This is a genomic window from Bradyrhizobium uaiense, assembly GCF_010811875.1.
GTDB classification, from domain to species: domain Bacteria; phylum Pseudomonadota; class Alphaproteobacteria; order Rhizobiales; family Xanthobacteraceae; genus Bradyrhizobium; species Bradyrhizobium uaiense.
This window is the reverse complement of record NZ_VKHP01000216.1, coordinates 1-16,351: the sequence shown is the minus strand read 5'-3', so window position 1 is coordinate 16,351 and position 16,351 is coordinate 1. Positions and strand designations below refer to the sequence as shown.

The 16,351-nt window shown below is 62.9% G+C and carries 15 protein-coding genes and 1 pseudogene; 8 read left to right on the top strand and 8 right to left on the bottom strand.

The features are described from left to right. Nucleotides 1-204 precede the first annotated feature (204 nt). From FNJ47_RS35990 to FNJ47_RS35980, 3 genes and pseudogenes are all read right to left on the bottom strand, one after another. Nucleotides 205-1,344 carry an amidohydrolase/deacetylase family metallohydrolase gene (locus tag FNJ47_RS35990; protein WP_163160637.1) on the bottom strand — a complete coding sequence of 380 codons (1,140 nt, stop codon included), beginning with the start codon at nucleotides 1,342-1,344 and terminating at the stop codon, nucleotides 205-207. A 59-nt stretch (nucleotides 1,345-1,403) separates the two neighbouring features. Continuing rightward, entirely contained in the window at nucleotides 1,404-3,275 is a 1,872-nt protein-coding gene (locus tag FNJ47_RS35985) for a patatin-like phospholipase family protein (protein ID WP_347341758.1), read from the bottom strand. A gap of 169 nt (nucleotides 3,276-3,444) precedes the next feature. Further along, nucleotides 3,445-3,645: pseudogene (locus FNJ47_RS35980) on the bottom strand (sorbitol dehydrogenase); the annotation flags it as partial. A 330-nt stretch (nucleotides 3,646-3,975) separates the two neighbouring features. Here FNJ47_RS35980 and FNJ47_RS35975 point away from each other — a divergent pair. Further along, complete coding sequence (locus tag FNJ47_RS35975) at nucleotides 3,976-4,503, top strand: hypothetical protein (protein WP_163160636.1); 528 nt, start codon at nucleotides 3,976-3,978, stop codon at nucleotides 4,501-4,503. Nucleotides 4,504-4,548: 45 nt separating this feature from the next. On the opposite strand, the gene FNJ47_RS35970 is transcribed toward FNJ47_RS35975, so the two are convergent. After that, nucleotides 4,549-5,511 (bottom strand): MBL fold metallo-hydrolase, encoded by a 963-nt coding sequence (locus FNJ47_RS35970; protein ID WP_163160635.1) that lies wholly within the window; start codon nucleotides 5,509-5,511, stop codon nucleotides 4,549-4,551. Nucleotides 5,512-5,685: 174 nt separating this feature from the next. On the opposite strand from FNJ47_RS35970, the gene FNJ47_RS35965 reads away from it, so the two are divergent. The 4 genes from FNJ47_RS35965 (at nucleotide 5,686) to FNJ47_RS35950 (ending at nucleotide 10,200) form a co-directional block, all read left to right on the top strand. Then, nucleotides 5,686-6,621 (top strand): acyl-CoA desaturase, encoded by a 936-nt coding sequence (locus tag FNJ47_RS35965; RefSeq protein ID WP_163160634.1) that lies wholly within the window; start codon nucleotides 5,686-5,688, stop codon nucleotides 6,619-6,621. A 309-nt stretch (nucleotides 6,622-6,930) separates the two neighbouring features. Next, nucleotides 6,931-8,499, top strand: a complete 1,569-nt coding sequence (locus FNJ47_RS35960; protein WP_163160633.1) for an FAD-dependent monooxygenase — start codon at nucleotides 6,931-6,933, stop codon at nucleotides 8,497-8,499. A gap of 135 nt (nucleotides 8,500-8,634) precedes the next feature. Beyond that, on the top strand, nucleotides 8,635-9,252 hold the full coding sequence (locus FNJ47_RS35955) for a PilZ domain-containing protein (RefSeq protein WP_163160632.1): 618 nt from the start codon (nucleotides 8,635-8,637) through the stop codon (nucleotides 9,250-9,252). Nucleotides 9,253-9,585: 333 nt separating this feature from the next. Then, a complete protein-coding gene (locus FNJ47_RS35950) occupies nucleotides 9,586-10,200 on the top strand; it encodes a transglutaminase-like cysteine peptidase (protein ID WP_163160631.1) in 615 nt (204 codons plus the stop codon). Nucleotides 10,201-10,528: 328 nt separating this feature from the next. Here FNJ47_RS35950 and FNJ47_RS35945 read toward each other — a convergent pair whose 3' ends face one another. Continuing rightward, nucleotides 10,529-12,559 (bottom strand): acyltransferase family protein, encoded by a 2,031-nt coding sequence (locus tag FNJ47_RS35945; protein WP_163160630.1) that lies wholly within the window; start codon nucleotides 12,557-12,559, stop codon nucleotides 10,529-10,531. A 370-nt stretch (nucleotides 12,560-12,929) separates the two neighbouring features. Continuing rightward, nucleotides 12,930-13,217, bottom strand: coding sequence for a hypothetical protein (locus FNJ47_RS35940; protein WP_163160629.1), 288 nt, complete (start codon nucleotides 13,215-13,217; stop codon nucleotides 12,930-12,932). 133 nt (nucleotides 13,218-13,350) lie between these two features. On the opposite strand from FNJ47_RS35940, the gene FNJ47_RS35935 reads away from it, so the two are divergent. The 3 genes from FNJ47_RS35935 (at nucleotide 13,351) to FNJ47_RS35925 (ending at nucleotide 15,193) form a co-directional block, all read left to right on the top strand. Further along, complete coding sequence (locus tag FNJ47_RS35935) at nucleotides 13,351-13,980, top strand: TetR/AcrR family transcriptional regulator (protein WP_163160628.1); 630 nt, start codon at nucleotides 13,351-13,353, stop codon at nucleotides 13,978-13,980. A gap of 33 nt (nucleotides 13,981-14,013) precedes the next feature. Beyond that, entirely contained in the window at nucleotides 14,014-14,544 is a 531-nt protein-coding gene (gene fabA, locus FNJ47_RS35930) for a bifunctional 3-hydroxydecanoyl-ACP dehydratase/trans-2-decenoyl-ACP isomerase (protein WP_163160627.1), read from the top strand. 157 nt (nucleotides 14,545-14,701) lie between these two features. Beyond that, nucleotides 14,702-15,193, top strand: coding sequence for a hypothetical protein (locus FNJ47_RS35925; RefSeq protein ID WP_163160626.1), 492 nt, complete (start codon nucleotides 14,702-14,704; stop codon nucleotides 15,191-15,193). 431 nt (nucleotides 15,194-15,624) lie between these two features. Here the strand turns inward: FNJ47_RS35925 and FNJ47_RS35920 are convergent, their stop codons facing one another. Then, complete coding sequence (locus FNJ47_RS35920) at nucleotides 15,625-15,774, bottom strand: hypothetical protein (RefSeq protein WP_163160625.1); 150 nt, start codon at nucleotides 15,772-15,774, stop codon at nucleotides 15,625-15,627. Nucleotides 15,775-15,976: 202 nt separating this feature from the next. Next, nucleotides 15,977-16,351: hypothetical protein (locus FNJ47_RS35915; protein WP_347341756.1), on the bottom strand; the 375-nt coding region annotated here is incomplete at its 5' end.

The window sequence follows — 16,351 nt, the reverse complement described above, 5'->3', positions numbered from 1 at the left end:
AGCCGTGCAGGGAACAACGTGCTCTGTCCGCGATCAACCCCTTCCACGAATCCCGCCATCGCCCGTCCCCGTCGATTCACCGGAGAATACTAATAGTAGAGGCGGAGTTTTCACACGGCCTGGGCCCTTAGCCGACATCGATTCAGACACCCTCGAAGTCAGCTTTTGGGGAAGAAGCCGAAGCGGACTCTTTGAGCGCACGCCCTATCTCGGGTGCCACCAGCGTCCGCCGATCACGACACCTTCGGATGCGATCTTGCGATCGCCGGTCAGGTGTTCGCCGACCACGTCGACATAATCGAACTGGCCTTCCTTGATCGAGAGCAGCGTGGCGTCGCCGACGCTGCCCGGCTTGAGGCTGCCGAGCTCCGGCCGCCGCAACGCCACCGCGGCATTGACGGTGGACGCCGCGATCACGTCCGGCAGCGGCATCCCCATGCAGAGGAATTTTGACATCGTCGTCACCTGGTCGAAGGCCGGGCCGTCGATACAAAGCTGATGGATGTCGGAGGAGATGGTGTCGGGATAGAAGCCGTTGGCGAGCATCGCACGCGCGGTCTTGAAGGCGAACGAGCCCTTGCCGTGGCCGATGTCGAACAGCACGCCGCGCTCGCGGGCCTCCAGCACCACCTTCTTCACCGTACCCTGCGCGGTCGCAGGCGTGTTGGGGAACGGACGGAACGCATGGGTCAGCACGTCGCCCGGGCGCAGGCGCGCCAGCACCTCCTCATAGCTCGGCGGCGGATGGTCGATATGCGCCATCAGCGGCATGCCGACCTGCTCTGCAACTTCCAGCGCAATCTCGAGCGGCACCAGTCCAGAGGTGCCCGAGGCGAACAGGCCGACCCGCACCTTGATGCCGACGATGAGGTCGCGGTTCTCGACGGCCACGCGCGCGGCGTCGACCGGATTCATCAGCCGCAGCTCCTCGCTCTCCCCGACCATCACGCGGTCCGAGAAGCCGAAGATGCCGGCATGCGAGACATGCAGATAGGCGAGGATGCGGACCTGGCTCGGCTCGATCACATGCTTGCGAAAGCCGGCGAAGTTGCCGGGGCCGGCGCTGCCGGTATCGACCGAGGTGGTGACGCCGGAGGCGCGACAAAACTCCTCGGCGTCGATGCCGAGCGAGGTGCCACCCCAATAGACGTGCGTGTGCAGGTCGATGATCCCCGGCGAGACGATCAGCCCCGACACGTCGCGAACGTCGGTCGCGGCATCGGCCTTCAGCTCTCGGCCGATTGCTGCGACCTTGCCGCCGGCAAAGGCGACGTCCGTCACCGCATCGAGCTTTTGCGACGGGTCGATCACCCGTCCGCCGCGCAGAATCAAATCGAAAGGCATCGTGTTCTCCGGATTTCCGTCCGGCACGATGGTCGACTTCGCCGCCGCCTGCAAGCCGTTCAGCCGACGCGGGCCTGTTGGGAAACCGGCGCGGTCACTGTCGCGTGATCCGCGCTCTCGTCCCCAGCCATGGCCGACGCGACGATTGCCGCCAGGGCCGGGTTATGCACCGCCTCCGAGGCCGCAATAATCTGTTGGGCCCAGCGGTACGAGGATTCGAAAATCTCCTGATGGCGATCGAAATCCGTCACATCGATGCCATCGGGCGTCGGCGGGCGCATCACCATGTCGAGCGGCGTGGTCGGCAGCGTATCGTAGCGCTGATGCGCGACGAGGCTACGCCACAACACGTTGACGGCACTTGGAGCCGCCGGAAGCGATTTTCTCCGGAACGGCGTCAGCAGCGACGCCAGCAGCTCGAGCCGCCCCGGCAGCGCCGCATAGTCGACGTCGAACATCTCGGTCGCCGGCTCGCCGAAATGGACCACCAGGTTCGGCCCGCTCTTCAGCTGATGCATCTGCGCCAGCGGCACGTTGTCGACGAGGCATCCGTCGACCAGCATCGAACCGTCCCTTGTATAGAACGGCGGCAGCAGGCCGGGGATGGCGCTCGATGCGCGCACCGCCTGCCACAGCAGACCGGTGCGGATCAATTCGAGACTGTGCGTCGACAGATTGGTCGCGACCGCCGCGAACGGCCGCCAGCAATCCTCGATGCGGCAATGCAGGCCGTACTGATCGGCCAGCGCCGCATCGAAGGCCTTGTGGTCCAGCAGCGCGTAGCGCGGCCAGGTCGGGCGACGGAAGCTGCGGCTGGAGACGAAAATCTCATGGGTGCCGCGCTCGAGATGCTCGGCGTCGTAGTTCTTGGCAAAGCCCGCCGCCATCGCCGAACCGACGCTGGTGCCAACAAAGATATCGAACATCGCGCCGCGCTCGCAAAACGCCTTGTAGATCCCGACATGCGCGGTGCCGAGGCTGCCGCCGCCGCCGGCGACAAACCCGACGGCGCGGCCGCACAGGAAGCGCACCAGGCTGTCGATATCGATCTGGTCCTCGAGCGCGACATGATGATGCATGAAGCATGGAAGCCGCGCGAGCCAGGCCGCGGTGCCGCTGACCTCGTGACGCCTCGCGTCGTGAACACGAACCAGGCGCCGCGCCGACGCCGGATGCACGGAGCAGGCGAAGCTTTCGATCTCGGTCAGGTCGGGCGCGGGAGCATGGCCGCGGCAGGAGAACACGACGAGGTCGGCCTGGCGAATGGTTTTCCGCGCCCATTCCGAGGCTTCGTGACCCCCGAAATAGGCCACCAGCGGCGCGTCGTACTCGATCCCGTTGAGCCAGTCGGCGACTTCGGATGCGTCGAGCGCGCGGCCGGGAAACCTGGCTTGAACGCGCGCGAGGTCGACGATCTCGGCACCGGCCGCGGCAAGGCTCTGACGCAGGCGCGCTTCAAAGGCAGCAGGCACCCGCTCCCGTCCGCCTGAGACCAACGCAACGGTCCGCGCCTTCGGTGACGCCCGGACCGGCAACAGGCGCGCAGTCTGGACCGCAAATCGCTGTGCAAGCGCGGCCAGCAGTGCGTCGATGATGCCGGGCGTTTCCTGGACAAGCCTCGCATAGGCCGCACGTGTCAGCACCAGCACGCTGGTATCGCGGATCGCGATCACATTGGCCGTGCGCGGGATGTTGGCGAAGAAGCCGATCTCGCCAACCAGCTCGCCGGCCCGAAGCTCCGCAATCGGCTCGGAATGATCGGTCCGGTACACCGCGAGCGCTCCGTGCAGCACCAGGAACAATGCATCCGAGGCGCCGCCCTGCTCGACCAGCAGCTCGCCGCGCACGAGGTCGCGCCGGGTCATTGCGCCAAAGGCGATCAGCCGCTGCTCCGCGCTGAGCGTCCTGAACAGCGGGAAGTCCGCGGACACGGTCCCCCCCGCAAACGTTGCACTCGGCGGCACACGGTTCGACTGCATCATCAGATGTTAGCTCCCGGCCGTCGCCCCGGCGAGCGATATCAGAGCATGATCGGCAGCACCCGGCCGCTATTCCTTGGGAGCACTGCAACAGGATTTGCGGCGCGCCCTTACATCTGCCTCACCCGACCAGTTCCGGCCACGGCACGATGGTCGACTTCACCGTCTTCATCGCCCTCGCGTCGGCGACCGCGCACGCCACGCCATCCTCGGTGAACGGATAGATCGTCTGCATGTCGAGCCAGGGGTATTTGTTGCGCGTGCGGTAGGGCATGTCGACGCCGAGCGGCAGGTCGTTGCCGGTAAAGCCCCAGGAGCCGACCTTGATCAAGGCCGCCTTTTTGCCGACTTCCGGCCATGGCACGGTCCGGATTGCGGGCTTGGCTCCAGGTCCATCATGGGTGCAGACGCGGATCTGCTCCATCGGTTCGCTCTCCCTGTCCTTGTCGTTGGGCCGGGCACGGCCGCACCGACTTTAGGTCAGGACGATTGGGATGTCATGAATGCCTGTCATGAAGGGATTCATGACAGACCTTGGCGGGACGAGGCGCTTCAACTCTCGACGGGAGTATTTTTTCGCGCATCGCAAGAAACTATCGATTGTGAATGCAGCTGAGTACGAAGAAGCTTGTAGCATTGCGGGGACGACACCATGAATCCAGGTATCGAAGGCATCGTTGGCATGTACGTCAAGATGGGCGAACTGGACACGCTGCAACGAATGAAAGAGCATCGGCAGAGCCTGCTGGACCAATGCGTCGATACGGCGAATTTCAGCTTTGACGTCACGCGATCGATCTACAGGAGCGACCTCGAGGTGATCGAAGCCGGCATCGAGAGCCTCTCAGGCGAGGTCACCGGCCATGTCGACGTTTTCAACGAGAACAGAATCGCCGGCTGGGCCTTGTACGACCAGCACCCCGACAAGCGGGTGACGATCGATATCTATTTCAACGGCGATCACGTTGCCGAAGTCGTCGCCGATCAGTTCCGCAAGGATCTTCTCAAGCTCAACAAGGGCGACGGGCACCACGCCTTCATGTTCGAGCCGCCAGCCGGGTCCTATCAGCCGCCTTTGCAGCTCGAGATCCGCGCGGCGAAACGCAAGGTGCTGAAAGCGGTGACCGTTGAACCGCCGGCGGAGACTGTCGAACCGACAACGGACGGCGAAGCCGAATAACCTCGCCGCGTTGCTCTCACGCCGGGACTGTCATTTCAGCGACTGTCACTTCAGTGCAGTGCCGTCCGGCGAAAAGCCCTCGACCTTGTCCGTTATCACGAACGACATCAGGTCGTGCCCGATCACCAGCGGCCCCTGATAGGTCGTGCGCGTCCGCTTCAGCAGGACGTCCTCCGGCACGTCCTGTGTCGGCGGCTGGCTCGCGAACACGATATGCGAGTAGACCGCAAGCTTCGGCTTCGCCTCAGCGAAGATCTTGCCGGCCTCCTCCGGCGAGGTGTGATGGTTCTCGATCGCCCGGTAGTTCGGATAGTCCTTGAACAGGTCCGGATCGATCACCGCGACCTCATGGATCAGGAGGTCGGCGCCCTCGGCCGCCTTTGCCACCCGCTCGTCCGGCTTGGTGTCGCCCGACAGCACGACCTTTTTGCCGTCATATTCGACGACATACCCGAACGATGGCTTGATCTTCTCGCCGTGATTGACCTCGATCGCGGTGACCTTGACGCCGTTGTGCTCGTAAACCGTGCCCGGCTCGATGTCCTTCGCTGCGAACGCGACACCCGAAGGCGGATAGTTCTCGTCGTCGATCCGGATGCGGATGTCTTCGGAGAACGCCTTGGTGAGATTTTCGGTCATCGCCACCGTGCCCTTCGGCCCGAAGATCACCATCGGGGTCTTGCGCGAGCCGAACGGCGTGCCGATCCATCCCGTCAACCACATGTCGGGAAGGCCCACGACATGGTCGGAATGCAGATGGGTGATGAAGTGCGCCGTGATCGCACCGATCGGGATCTTCTTCTGGAACAGGCGGATCGTCGAGCCGCGCCCGAAATCGAAAATCAGCTTCTCAGGTCCCGCTTCCACCAGCGTCGAGGCGCTGAAGCTGGAGAGCCGTGGCGTCGGCGTGCCGGTGCCGAGCAAGGTGACCCGCATTTCGGCGGCGCGCGCGGCGCCGGCGCCCGCAACGATTGCAGTAACCAGCACAAGCCACAATTTCTGTCGCATGATCGAACGTCCCCGCCCCAAGCGCTGACTAAGCCAATGAGCTCACCAGGTCGCGACAAGTTAGGTGAAGTGGCCGGAGATGCCAATGTCGGCTACGACACGACGGATGAGCGCGGCGGATTGACAGCAATGGTCGCTCCACCCCACCCTGCGGTGGCACCATCAGGTATTGGAATGAAGCTTCAGCCCGGGTCCGAACGAATCTTCGCGGACGACAGCACCGACCCACTGGACGGACGTGTGCAATGGGCGCCCGCGAAATCGCTATGGCTCGGCAGCATGACCGCGGTTGCGATCATCTTCGGGCCGCTGCTGTTCTCGTGGAGCGCGTTCGCGCTGTTCATCGTGACCAGCGCGATCACGCTGTGCTTCGGACATTCGGTCGGCATGCACCGGCGCCTGATCCATGCGAGCTTCGACTGTCCGCTGTGGCTCGAGCGGCTCTGCGTTTATCTCGGCACGCTGGTCGGGATGGCCGGCCCCTACGGCATGGTGAGGCTGCATGATTTCCGCGACTGGGCGCAACGGCAGGCAGCGTGCCATGGCTACTCCCGCCACGCTGCCGGCTTCTGGCGCGATGCCTGGTGGCAACTTCACTGTACGCTCGCGCTGAAACACCCGCCGGTCTTCCGGCTCGAACCGCGGCTCGCCGGTGACCGCTTCTACGCCTTCGTCGAGCGAACCTGGATGTGGCAGCAATTGCCCTGGGCAATGCTGTTCTTTGCGATCGGCTCGTGGAGCTGGCTGGTCTGGGGCATTTGCGTCCGGGTCGCCGTGTGCGTCACCGGTCACTGGCTGATCGGTCATTACTCGCATCGCAAGGGCGGACAGACCTGGGTCATCGAAGGCGTTGCGGCCCAGGGCTACAATGTCGGCATCGCCGGGCTGATCAGCATGGGCGAGAGCTGGCACAACAATCACCATGCCTACCCCGGCTCCGCGAAGCTCGGGCTGCTGCCGGGTCAGATCGACCTCGGCTGGTGGCTGATCAAGGCGTTCGAGGCAACAGGATTGGCGAGCAACATCAAGACGCCGGATAATCTTGGGCCGCGCCCGGGTTCGCGCCGCGTCGATGGCCTGCGCGATGCCGATGCGGTCGCCGGGGCATAGCAGCTGCGCATTGTTGCCGTCATCCGCACGCCGGATCGCCGTTGCAGACCAGGCGCCACACCGCTATACGACCAGCGTCGGAAAAGGCAGACTTGGTTTGGTAAGCCCAAGTCCTTTCAAAATCGAAGTCCTTTCAAAATCGAAGTCCTTTCGAAATCGAAGTCCTTTCGAAACGAAAGCTCTGGTCTCCTGCTTGATGCGCGAGATCCCCACGACGAACACCGGACGCCGTCCAGGCGTCCATTGTTCGTCCGTGTGGTTCTCAACCCGACGAACCGCTCCGGTCGAACATCGACAAAGGAGCAGTTCATGCACAACCACCACCTCCTCCCCTATGATGTCGTGATCGCCGGTGCCGGCCCGGTCGGCCTGATGCTCGCCTGTGAGCTGCGGCTCGCAAAGCTCTCGGTGCTGGTGCTGGAGCAGGCCGCGGACCCGCGCTCACCGTTGAAGCGGCTGCCGTTCGGCATGCGCGGTCTCTCGGCGCCCACCATCGAAGCCCTCCATCGTCGCGGGATGCTGGACGACATCGTGGCGCCGCCGCGTGCGAAAGATTCGGTCGGCAACGCATCGGTTGGCGCGCATTGGATGCAACAGCCGCGCCGCCCGGCCGGCCACTTCGCCGGCATCCAGTTCTTTCACGACGATATCGACACGTCGAAATGGGCGTTTCGCCTGCCGAGCCCGGCCGGCACCAGCATCGCGGTCGACATGGAGTCACTCGAATCCGCCTTGGCCGCGCGCGCAACCGCTGTGGGCGTCGAGATCAGGCGCGGCCTCGGCGTCGAGGCGATTGATCAGTCCGATGACGGTGTGACCGTTGGGGCCGCCGGCCACACGTTCCACGGACGCTGGCTGGTCGGTTGCGACGGCGGCCGCAGCATGGTGCGCAAGGCCGGCGGCTTCGATTTCGTCGGCACCGATCCCGAGTTCACCGGCTATTCGGTCGAAGTCGAGATATCAGATCCGGACAAGCTGCGTCCGGGCCGCAACTACACGCCCACGGGCATGTATACACACGCGCATCCCGGTACGATCGCGATGGTCGAATTCGACGGCGGCGCCTTCCATCGAACCCAACCCATCACGCGCGAGCGGGTGCAGGCGATATTGCGCCACGTCTCCGGCACCGACGTCACATTGACGGCGCTCAAGCTCGCCACCACCTGGACGGATCGCGCCTGTCAGGCGACGGCTTACCGCAACGGTCGCGTGCTGCTCGCGGGCGATGCCGCGCATATCCATTCTCCCCTCGGCGGCCAGGGGCTCAATCTCGGGCTCGGCGATGCGATGAACCTCGGCTGGAAACTCGCGGCCACGATCCGCGGCGACGCGCCGGCCGGCCTGCTCGACAGCTATATGAGCGAGCGGCATCCGGTGGGCGCGCAAGTCCTCGACTGGTCACGCGCCCAGGTCGCACTGATGCGGCCAAGCCGGAGTTCGCGGGCGCTCGAAGCCATCATCCGCGATCTGATCGCGACATCGGACGGCGCGACATATTTTGCCGAGCGCGTGTGGGGCGTTTCGCTCCGCTACGATCTCGGCGGCGGCCATCCGCTGGTGGGCCGCAGCGCGCCCGACTTCGCGCTCGCCTGCGGGATGATGCTCGGCGAACTGCTCAGAGACGGGCGCGGCCTGTTGCTCGACTTCGAGCCGCGCTCGCCCCTGCAAGCGCTCGGCGATCGCTGGCGTGGGCGGGTTGACTATGTCGCAAGCGACGCCAGGGATCGGCTCGGCCTCAGCGCCGTGCTCGTGCGCCCCGACGGCGTCGTCGCCTGGGCCGCCGACACCGCCCCCCAGCTTGAGGACGCTGCTCAGGCCATGTCGCGGTGGTTCGGCGAACCGGATGCGGCGCGCGAAGCGGGCGCAATCTCTTGAGAAGCTGCGCGCGGCAGCACCGCGCACTTCTCTTGCACCGTGTGCGGGTTCCCCATCTCAACCGTAACGCCCCGTTAACCCTATCAGCCTTAGGGTCGTCGGGGCTCCGAATGGACGGTGGCCGGGTTTGTCGTGATGTCGTTTGCACAGAAGAAAACTACCGTCGTCCCCGCAGCCGAGGAGCGGCGCCGCTTCCAGCGCGTCAAGGTACACCTGCTCGGCCGCTACATGCTGCCCGACCGGCGCGAGTTTCCCTGCCAGATTATCAACATGTCCCCGGGCGGCCTCGCACTGCTGGCGCCCGGCATCGGCAATGTCGGCGACCGCGTGATCGCTTATCTCGACCATATCGGCCGGGTCGAGGGCCGCATCACCCGGATCATCGACAACGGCTTTGCGATGACGATCGGCGCCACCGCGCGCAAGCGCGACAAGCTCGCCGCCCAGCTCACCTGGCTCGCCAACCGCGACATCCTCAATCTGCCCGAGGATCGCCGCCACGACCGTATCGTGCCGCGCAACCCGATCGCCCTGCTCACCCAGGAAGACGGCACGCGGATGACCTGCCGTATCATCGACCTTTCGCTGTCCGGCGCTGCGATCGCCGCCGAGAACCGCCCGCCGCTGAAGTCGCTGGTGATGCTCGGCCGGGTGCAGGCCCGCGTGGTGCGAAATCTCGAGGAAGGCTTCGCGCTCGAGTTCGTCCACGAGCAATCCGCGGAAACGCTCGAAGAGAGCGTTACCGCGAGGTAAAGCGAAAAACCGCTCAAGACCCCCGTTTTCAGCCCGCGAAGGCGGCCTCCGGTACACCGGTGGCCGCCTTCGGCGCGTTTGGCGCAGTAAAATCGGCGGTTAACGGCCGGAGCTTTTGACGCAACAAACCGCGCTGGCGCAGCGTTCTCCGTATTAATGCATAAAATTTGAATAAATTGCAGTTGTTTCAAATTTTAGGCGAATTCGATTCAAGTAAAGATCGAATTCGCCGCAGCTTTTACCAGTATTCGCGTCAAATCTACTTCGCGCACTTAGCGGCGGCGCAAAAGCTTTGTGCGAAACGTGGTCCCAACAAAAAGAACGGGGGCCACAATGTTTGGTTTCAGGGGACAGGGAAAAGGTCTGGCGGTTGCCGCCATCCTTTTTGCAACGTGCGTGTCGGCCAAGGCCGGCGACGTGGGCTACGCCAGCCTCGGGGACGTCGCGCGGTCGCCGGTCGGCTGGGTCGGGTTCTGCGCCGACAATCCGGCCGAGTGCCGCGGCGGCAAGACGCAACCACGCGACATCGTGTTGTCGCAGACCGCTTGGCGCGACCTCGTGCGGGTCAACAAGTGGGTCAACGAATCCATCAAGCCGATGACCGACATGGATCATTGGGGCGTGATCGAGAAATGGTCGTTGCCATCCGACGGTTACGGCGACTGCGAAGACTACGTGCTCCTGAAGCGCAAGATGCTGATGGACGCCGGCTGGCCCCGCGAGGCGCTGTTGATCACCGTGGTCCGCGACAAGAAGGGCGAAGGCCACGCGGTGCTGACGGTGAAGACCGACAAGGGTGAGTTCGTGCTCGATAACCAGAACGAGAGCATCGTCACCTGGACGGAGACCGGCTACCGCTTCGTCAAGCGGCAATCGCAGAGCGATCCCAATGTGTGGGTCTCGCTCGGCGACAACCGCCCCGCAGTTTCAACCGCAAGCTCGCGCTGAGCAGAGAGCCAAGGATTTTCGAGTTCGCGACCCGGTCACATCCCCACCCCTCCCCGTCCCAGACCGGTTCGCGCGCGGCCAGGCTTCCCCCAAAGCCTGGCCGCAACCTTTTGCGGGGCGGCAAAAGCGCTGAAACCCTTATATTTCAGCGGGGTTTGAGGCGGCGCGGAACCGCGTCTAGAGACGCTTCGAGACGGAACGACTCGACGCAAGCGCACGGGGAAAATTCCGGGAATTTGTTCCGGTACCGTTCTGGTTCACTTCGTCAGGTTCGATAACCTCCACGACGACCATTTTTGGAACGCTATCCGGATCTTGGCCGGCCGGATTACGGAGCGGTCAAGATTTGATCGAGGAAGTGTATATGATCTCGCACGAAAGCCGGGCGCAGGTGGGTGAAATCGGTATATTTCGGCCGGCGGTTCTCGAAGAACGGCGAACATTGTTCGCTTGACCCGCAGATGTCTGGGAAGGGATTGAGCAGTTCGGCACCAGTATGATCCGCGACCTCGCGAAGCCTGCCATCAGAATAATTCTGAGTGGATCTCAACTCCTGCACCGAGATTGGCTTCTCCACATCTGGGGGGAACGACACCCCCGCGATGCTTCGCTTAACCATTTGATCTGGATCGAACCGCATGTTGATGGGGTGCCCAAGGATCAAGTACACATTGGCACCCGCAGCCTGCAGTGACTTCACATACTGCTCAAGGTTCCGGTAAAAGAGGTCTTTGCCGAGCGCCGTGTTTAGCTTTGCTGTTACCCCGTCGCGCTCTGCGGACATCGAGTCTTCACTATATCCGCTCCAGCCTGCTCCTAGGACCACTACCTTGATCGCTTCTGAGCGAACCAACTTAGCCACCACGTCAGGTAACTTCGCGCACCGCGCAAATTGGTCAAGCTGAATAACGCCAGGAACCGCGGGACAGCGCGGGCCGGTCACAAAGATGGTTTTCGCTGTTAACTTCCCTTGGTCTGACAATTCCTGCACGCGGGGGCCGTATTGGAAAAGCAAACTGTCGCCAGCGAAAATAATGCTCTTCGTCCCCTTCCCCAACCGAGCAGTGAGGATCCAATCACGATCGGTCACGACCATGCCCGAGGTCGGCTTAAAGCTACCGTCCGCTTTGGCTGCCGCGACTTCCTGCAAATCGATATCGGGGGGGCGTTGCGGGAAACCGTTAAAGAGCCAGATGACAAGCGCAGCAACGCCAACTCCGCTCAAAATACCCGCGGCAAGCCACGTTGACTTGTTTTTCCGAGGACCAAAGCGGATGGGCGTTTCGATAAAGCGGTAGGTCGCCCAAGCCAGCAGTACACTAAGAACGATGAGACCGCCGCCCATCAGCAATGTCGGAGGTTTTCCAAGTCGTATGATGTAGGCGTAGGAGATCAGCGGCCAATGCCAAAGGTAGAGCGGGTAACTGATCAGTCCAATTTTGACGAGCGCGGGATGCGACAGCGCTCGATTCAGAATGGCATGAGGCCCGGCGAAGATGATCGCGCTAGCTCCGAGCACCGGAAGCACCGCGAACCAACCTGGAAATCTTGTCGTGGGTGAAAGCAGTGCGAATGCGGCTATCAGAGCTAGTAAGCCCAAGCCAGAGATTACAGAGCGCGCTCGAGGCGAGATGATCGCTGGACTCGCAACGGCTAGAGCCGCCCCGGCAAGCAACTCCCAAAACCTCGGCATCGGAAGGTAGAAGGCATCCAATATGTTGGTCCGCGAGAGCGCGATGTTGGTCGTGAAAGAAAGCGCGAACAGGACGGCTATCAAGACGCTGATCTTAAGCCGACCTCGATAGCCCAGCCACAACAAGACAGGCCAGACTATGTAGAATTGCTCCTCGACGCCCAGAGACCATAGATGCAGGAGCGGCTTGGTCGTAGCAGCTCCGTCGAAGTATCCGGTCTGCAGCCAGAACGCGATGTTCGCCAAAAACGCCGCGCCGAAGAAAGCGTGCTTGCTTACCTGCGCCAGTTCAGCGGGGGTTAGGGCGATAAAACCGTAAGCGAGCACCGCTGCCAAGCAGCACGCAAGAGCGGGAAAAATTCGCCGGACACGTCGCGCGTAAAACGCGGCGATCGACAATCGGTCCTCTGCGAGCTCCGCAAACAATATGGATGAAATCAAGCAGCCAGAGATAACAAAGAATATGTCTACACCGACGTATCCGCCCGGGACCGCTTCTGGAAATGCATGAAAGAAGACGACAGAAAGAACAGCAATGGCCCTGAGACCGTCAATGTCCGGGCGGTATTTTAGGTGAGGCGCCGCGGCAACATTCTTGGAGTGCGCGTCGGCGACGGAAATCGCCTCAGCGCCGGAAACCGGCCGAAGGTTGTGAATTGCAGTCAAGGCGAATTTCGCAAAGCCCTCCCACTCGCACTTTGCGAATGGTTTCTAAGTTGGTCTGGCCTGACGGTACGTTGCTGACCAGACATCTGCAACGTCTAAGTTGCGCTCTAGGCTCAATTCGCCTGTCGGATGACTCATCAATCATTTCCACTGGAACACCACTCCGCTGCAGTCTCCACTTATGGCTTCCAAGATCGGATCATGGCCGCTGCAGCTCGCCACGCCGCTCTGTACGAAGTATTCCCTACCCTGCCCTCGATACGCTTGGCCGCCTCCTCGAGCGTCTGACGAACGATCTCGTCCCGATCGATCTCTGTGAAGCTCCGCCGAACTGGAACAATCGCCGGCTGCGGGTCAATCTTTACCGGTCTCACGCCGCCCTCGCGTTGCTCTCGCGGGTGGTCTCCCACTTGCCATTCGCGAGGAATTCCAGCTTCCCGTGTTTCCGCCCGCGGACCGTCGTAATGAGATCGGCGAACTCGCCTTCCATGATCTTGATCCTGGCACCGGTCGGGATCGGATTGCGCCGCGTAACGAGTTCGCCGGCCTCATTGACGAACTCGCCCGTTTGGTTGGTCACGGAGTCCCATTCCCCGCGCATGTAGCGCTCGCGGAAGCGCCAAACGATCGCCTCCGCGGGCCGGTGCGTTGTTGTCATCGGTCGGAGATCCCGGTCTTGATCGCGACTGCCATCCCCCGCCTTTCCGTCCAATCGCCGGCTCGCGCCACCACGCTTGACTTCCTAGCATCCGGCCAATTGAATTGAATTCAATTCAGCTTACGGATGGACAATGACGGTCGCCAACCCGGCAACGCGGGAAAGGCTGCTCGCCGCAGCCCAGGACGAACTGATCGAGGGCCAAGGACATCTCGAGATGCAGGCCGTCGCCAGACGGGCGCAAGCCTCGGTCGGGCTCGCCTATCACCATTTCGGATCGAAAGCCGGCCTGATTGCCGCCGTCGTCGAGGCGTTTTACGAGCGGCTCGATCAGGCAGCGTTCGGTGGCGCCAAGCTGCCGGCGACAGGTTGGGCGGATCGCGAGAAGGCCCGGATCGGCGCCTATATCGCGTTTCACTACGAGCATCCGTTTGCCCGGCTCGTGGTCGGACCGCTGAGCCGGGCGCCCGAGGTGCTGGATGTCGAGACCGCCTTCACTGCCCGGCAACTCGCAGCCGGCGCGCGGATGCTCGAAGCGGCGCAGCGCGACGGGATCGTCGCCACAGGCATCGACCCTCACCTCACCATCGCGCTGATGATCGGCGGCATCCGCCAGGCATTGATCGGCGCGCTGACCGGCGAACGGAGACCCGATCCGGCTGATCTCACCGACGACATCTGGGCCTTCATCGCCGCGGCGCTGCGCCTGCCTGCGGAGGCCTCGAAAGTGAGGTCAAAAGCCACGCGGCGCAGCCGCCGCTAACGTTCAACAATAACCCCAAGGTTGGTGGCCATCTTGTTCAACCCGCACGATTTTCACACGCCGCAATCGTCCTACACCAAGCCGGATCTGCTGCGATCGAGCGAGGGCGGCTATTTCGGCCCGAGCAATGCGCAACTCCCGGCGCCACCGATGCTGATGATGGATCGCATCACCGAAATCAGCACCGAGGGTGGCGCCTTCGGCAAGGGCCATGTCGCCGGTGAACTCGACATTGCACCTGATCATTGGTTCTTCGCCTGTCACTTTGCCGGCGACCCCGTGATGCCCGGCTGCCTCGGGCTCGACGCCATGTGGCAGATCATCGGCTTCTGGCTGGGCTGGTCGGGCTCGCCGGGCAAAGGCCGGGCGCTCGGGGTCGGCGAGGTCAAGTTCAGGGGACACATCACGCCGGACGTGAGGTTGGTGCGCTATGAGGTCGACATGCGCCAGGTCAGGCGCGGCCGGCTGGTGCTGGGTATCGCCGACGGCCGTGTGCTTGCCGATGGCGAGTGTGTCTATCTGGCGAAGGACATGAGGGTTGGCCTGATCGCGCCGACGCGCTGAACCCGCTCGCGTCGAACAGTCCCGTTTTGGGACAGAGGCCTCGGAATTTGCGGCGAGTTTTGCACTCCCCGCGCCACCTGCTTGAATCTCCGGGGGTTTTGCCCGCGCGGTGGTTGTGGTATTCCGAACCTTTCAATTGACGTCCGGTTCTGGTCGCATGGTCGAACTTGCCCCCCGGAATTCACAAACCGGCAGCCTGATTGGCGTGCAGCCGATCGCGATCGGCGCCGTGGCACTGGTGCTCGTGCTGTTCGGGATCGGCTCGATCGCACTGTGGCGCAGCTTCAGCGGCAACGTGCCCGAGACCGACCGGATGATCGCCGCCCGTCAATTGCAGGCGCGGACAGCGCAGGTATCCGAGGCCCTGGTGGAAAAGACCAAGGGCATGGAGGTGACCCAGCAGGAATCCATCGACCAGTTGCAGGAGGTGCAGGACCAGCTGCTGACCATGCGCAAGCAGTTCGCCCTGCAGCAGGCCGACGCCAGGAGGCTCTCCGACCAGGTCGCTGCATTGACCGAACAGGTCGAGGGTCTGCGCCAGTCACTGGCAAGCGCGCAGGCCAATGAGCCGGCCGCCGAGCCCGAGCCGCGCAAACGCTCGAAGGCCACCCGTAGCGCCAACCGGAAACGCCACAAGTCGCGCGGCTGACGACCGAGGGTGCCACGCGCCCGGCCATCAAAATGCGCCAAATCCCGAACAAGATCAGGGTCTAAGGTGGAACTTCCGGGCTCCAGGCCTGCTGCGGCAGCCTCGCATGAGTGCCCGTTACCGTGAATTAATCCGGACTTTGTGAACTGGTTCACATATCGGCCCTCGAATCCGAGTCATCCTTAAATGACCGGATGGCGTGAGCCGATTTCAATATCCGGGGCTGGCAAGGTCGTTGACGGTATACTACGTCGACGGCCTTGTTTTTTGGCCCTGCAGCCAGGGTCCCCGAGACTACCCAAAAGGAAAGCCGGGCTTCGCACATCAGGAGCGGCGCTCGCGCACGTGCGGTCCGCAAATCGGTTTCAGCTTGCAGCTCAGCACGCGCAAAAATCGCCGCGGCCGAAGCCGCAGCGAGCGGCGTTGACAGCCTACTTGGTGCGATCGCGCTGGAAGCGATCGGTTCTCAGCCGCAACCGCGCAAGCTTCGGCTCGAGCTGGTGGAGCGCGTAGACCAACGCAATGGCAAGACTCGAAACAACCACCATGAACAGCAAGGTCAGATCAGGAATGGTCAGCATCTCTGAGGTCCTCTAAGGCCCGGCTCCAATCGCAGCCGGACCAGATGTTTTCGCGACGCGTTCACGCACAGACTGTTGCAGGGCTTTGCAAACCGCATACCAATGCGCGACGGCCTCGGCATCAAGACACCGAGGCCGTGCCAATCATTCCAAGACCATCAGCATGGCGATCGAATGGACCGGCCATGCTTCAAGGGATGGCTCAGTTGCAAACCTGCACGGGCCGGATTTGCCAGCCATACGGTGTCAGCATGCGACGGCGCACGACGTAGCAGCCGCCGTCACCATAACCATAGCCATCGTCGTAGCCGTAGCCGGCGTAGTACGGATTACCGTAGTAGCCGTCGTAGTAATCATAGGCGCCGTAACCGAGCCCGAAGCCGACCGCCGCGGCAGCGAACGGATATCCCCAGCCCCAGCCGCGCCGATAGTAACCGCCGCGCCAGCCTCCACCATGCCAGCCGCCGCCTCGCCAACCGCCGCCGCTCCAGCCGCCGAGCGCCGCCGCCACGGTCAGGCTGCCGCCGCCACCCGCGCTGCACTTGAACGCGTTCGACAGCAGATTCTTCAGCCCCGG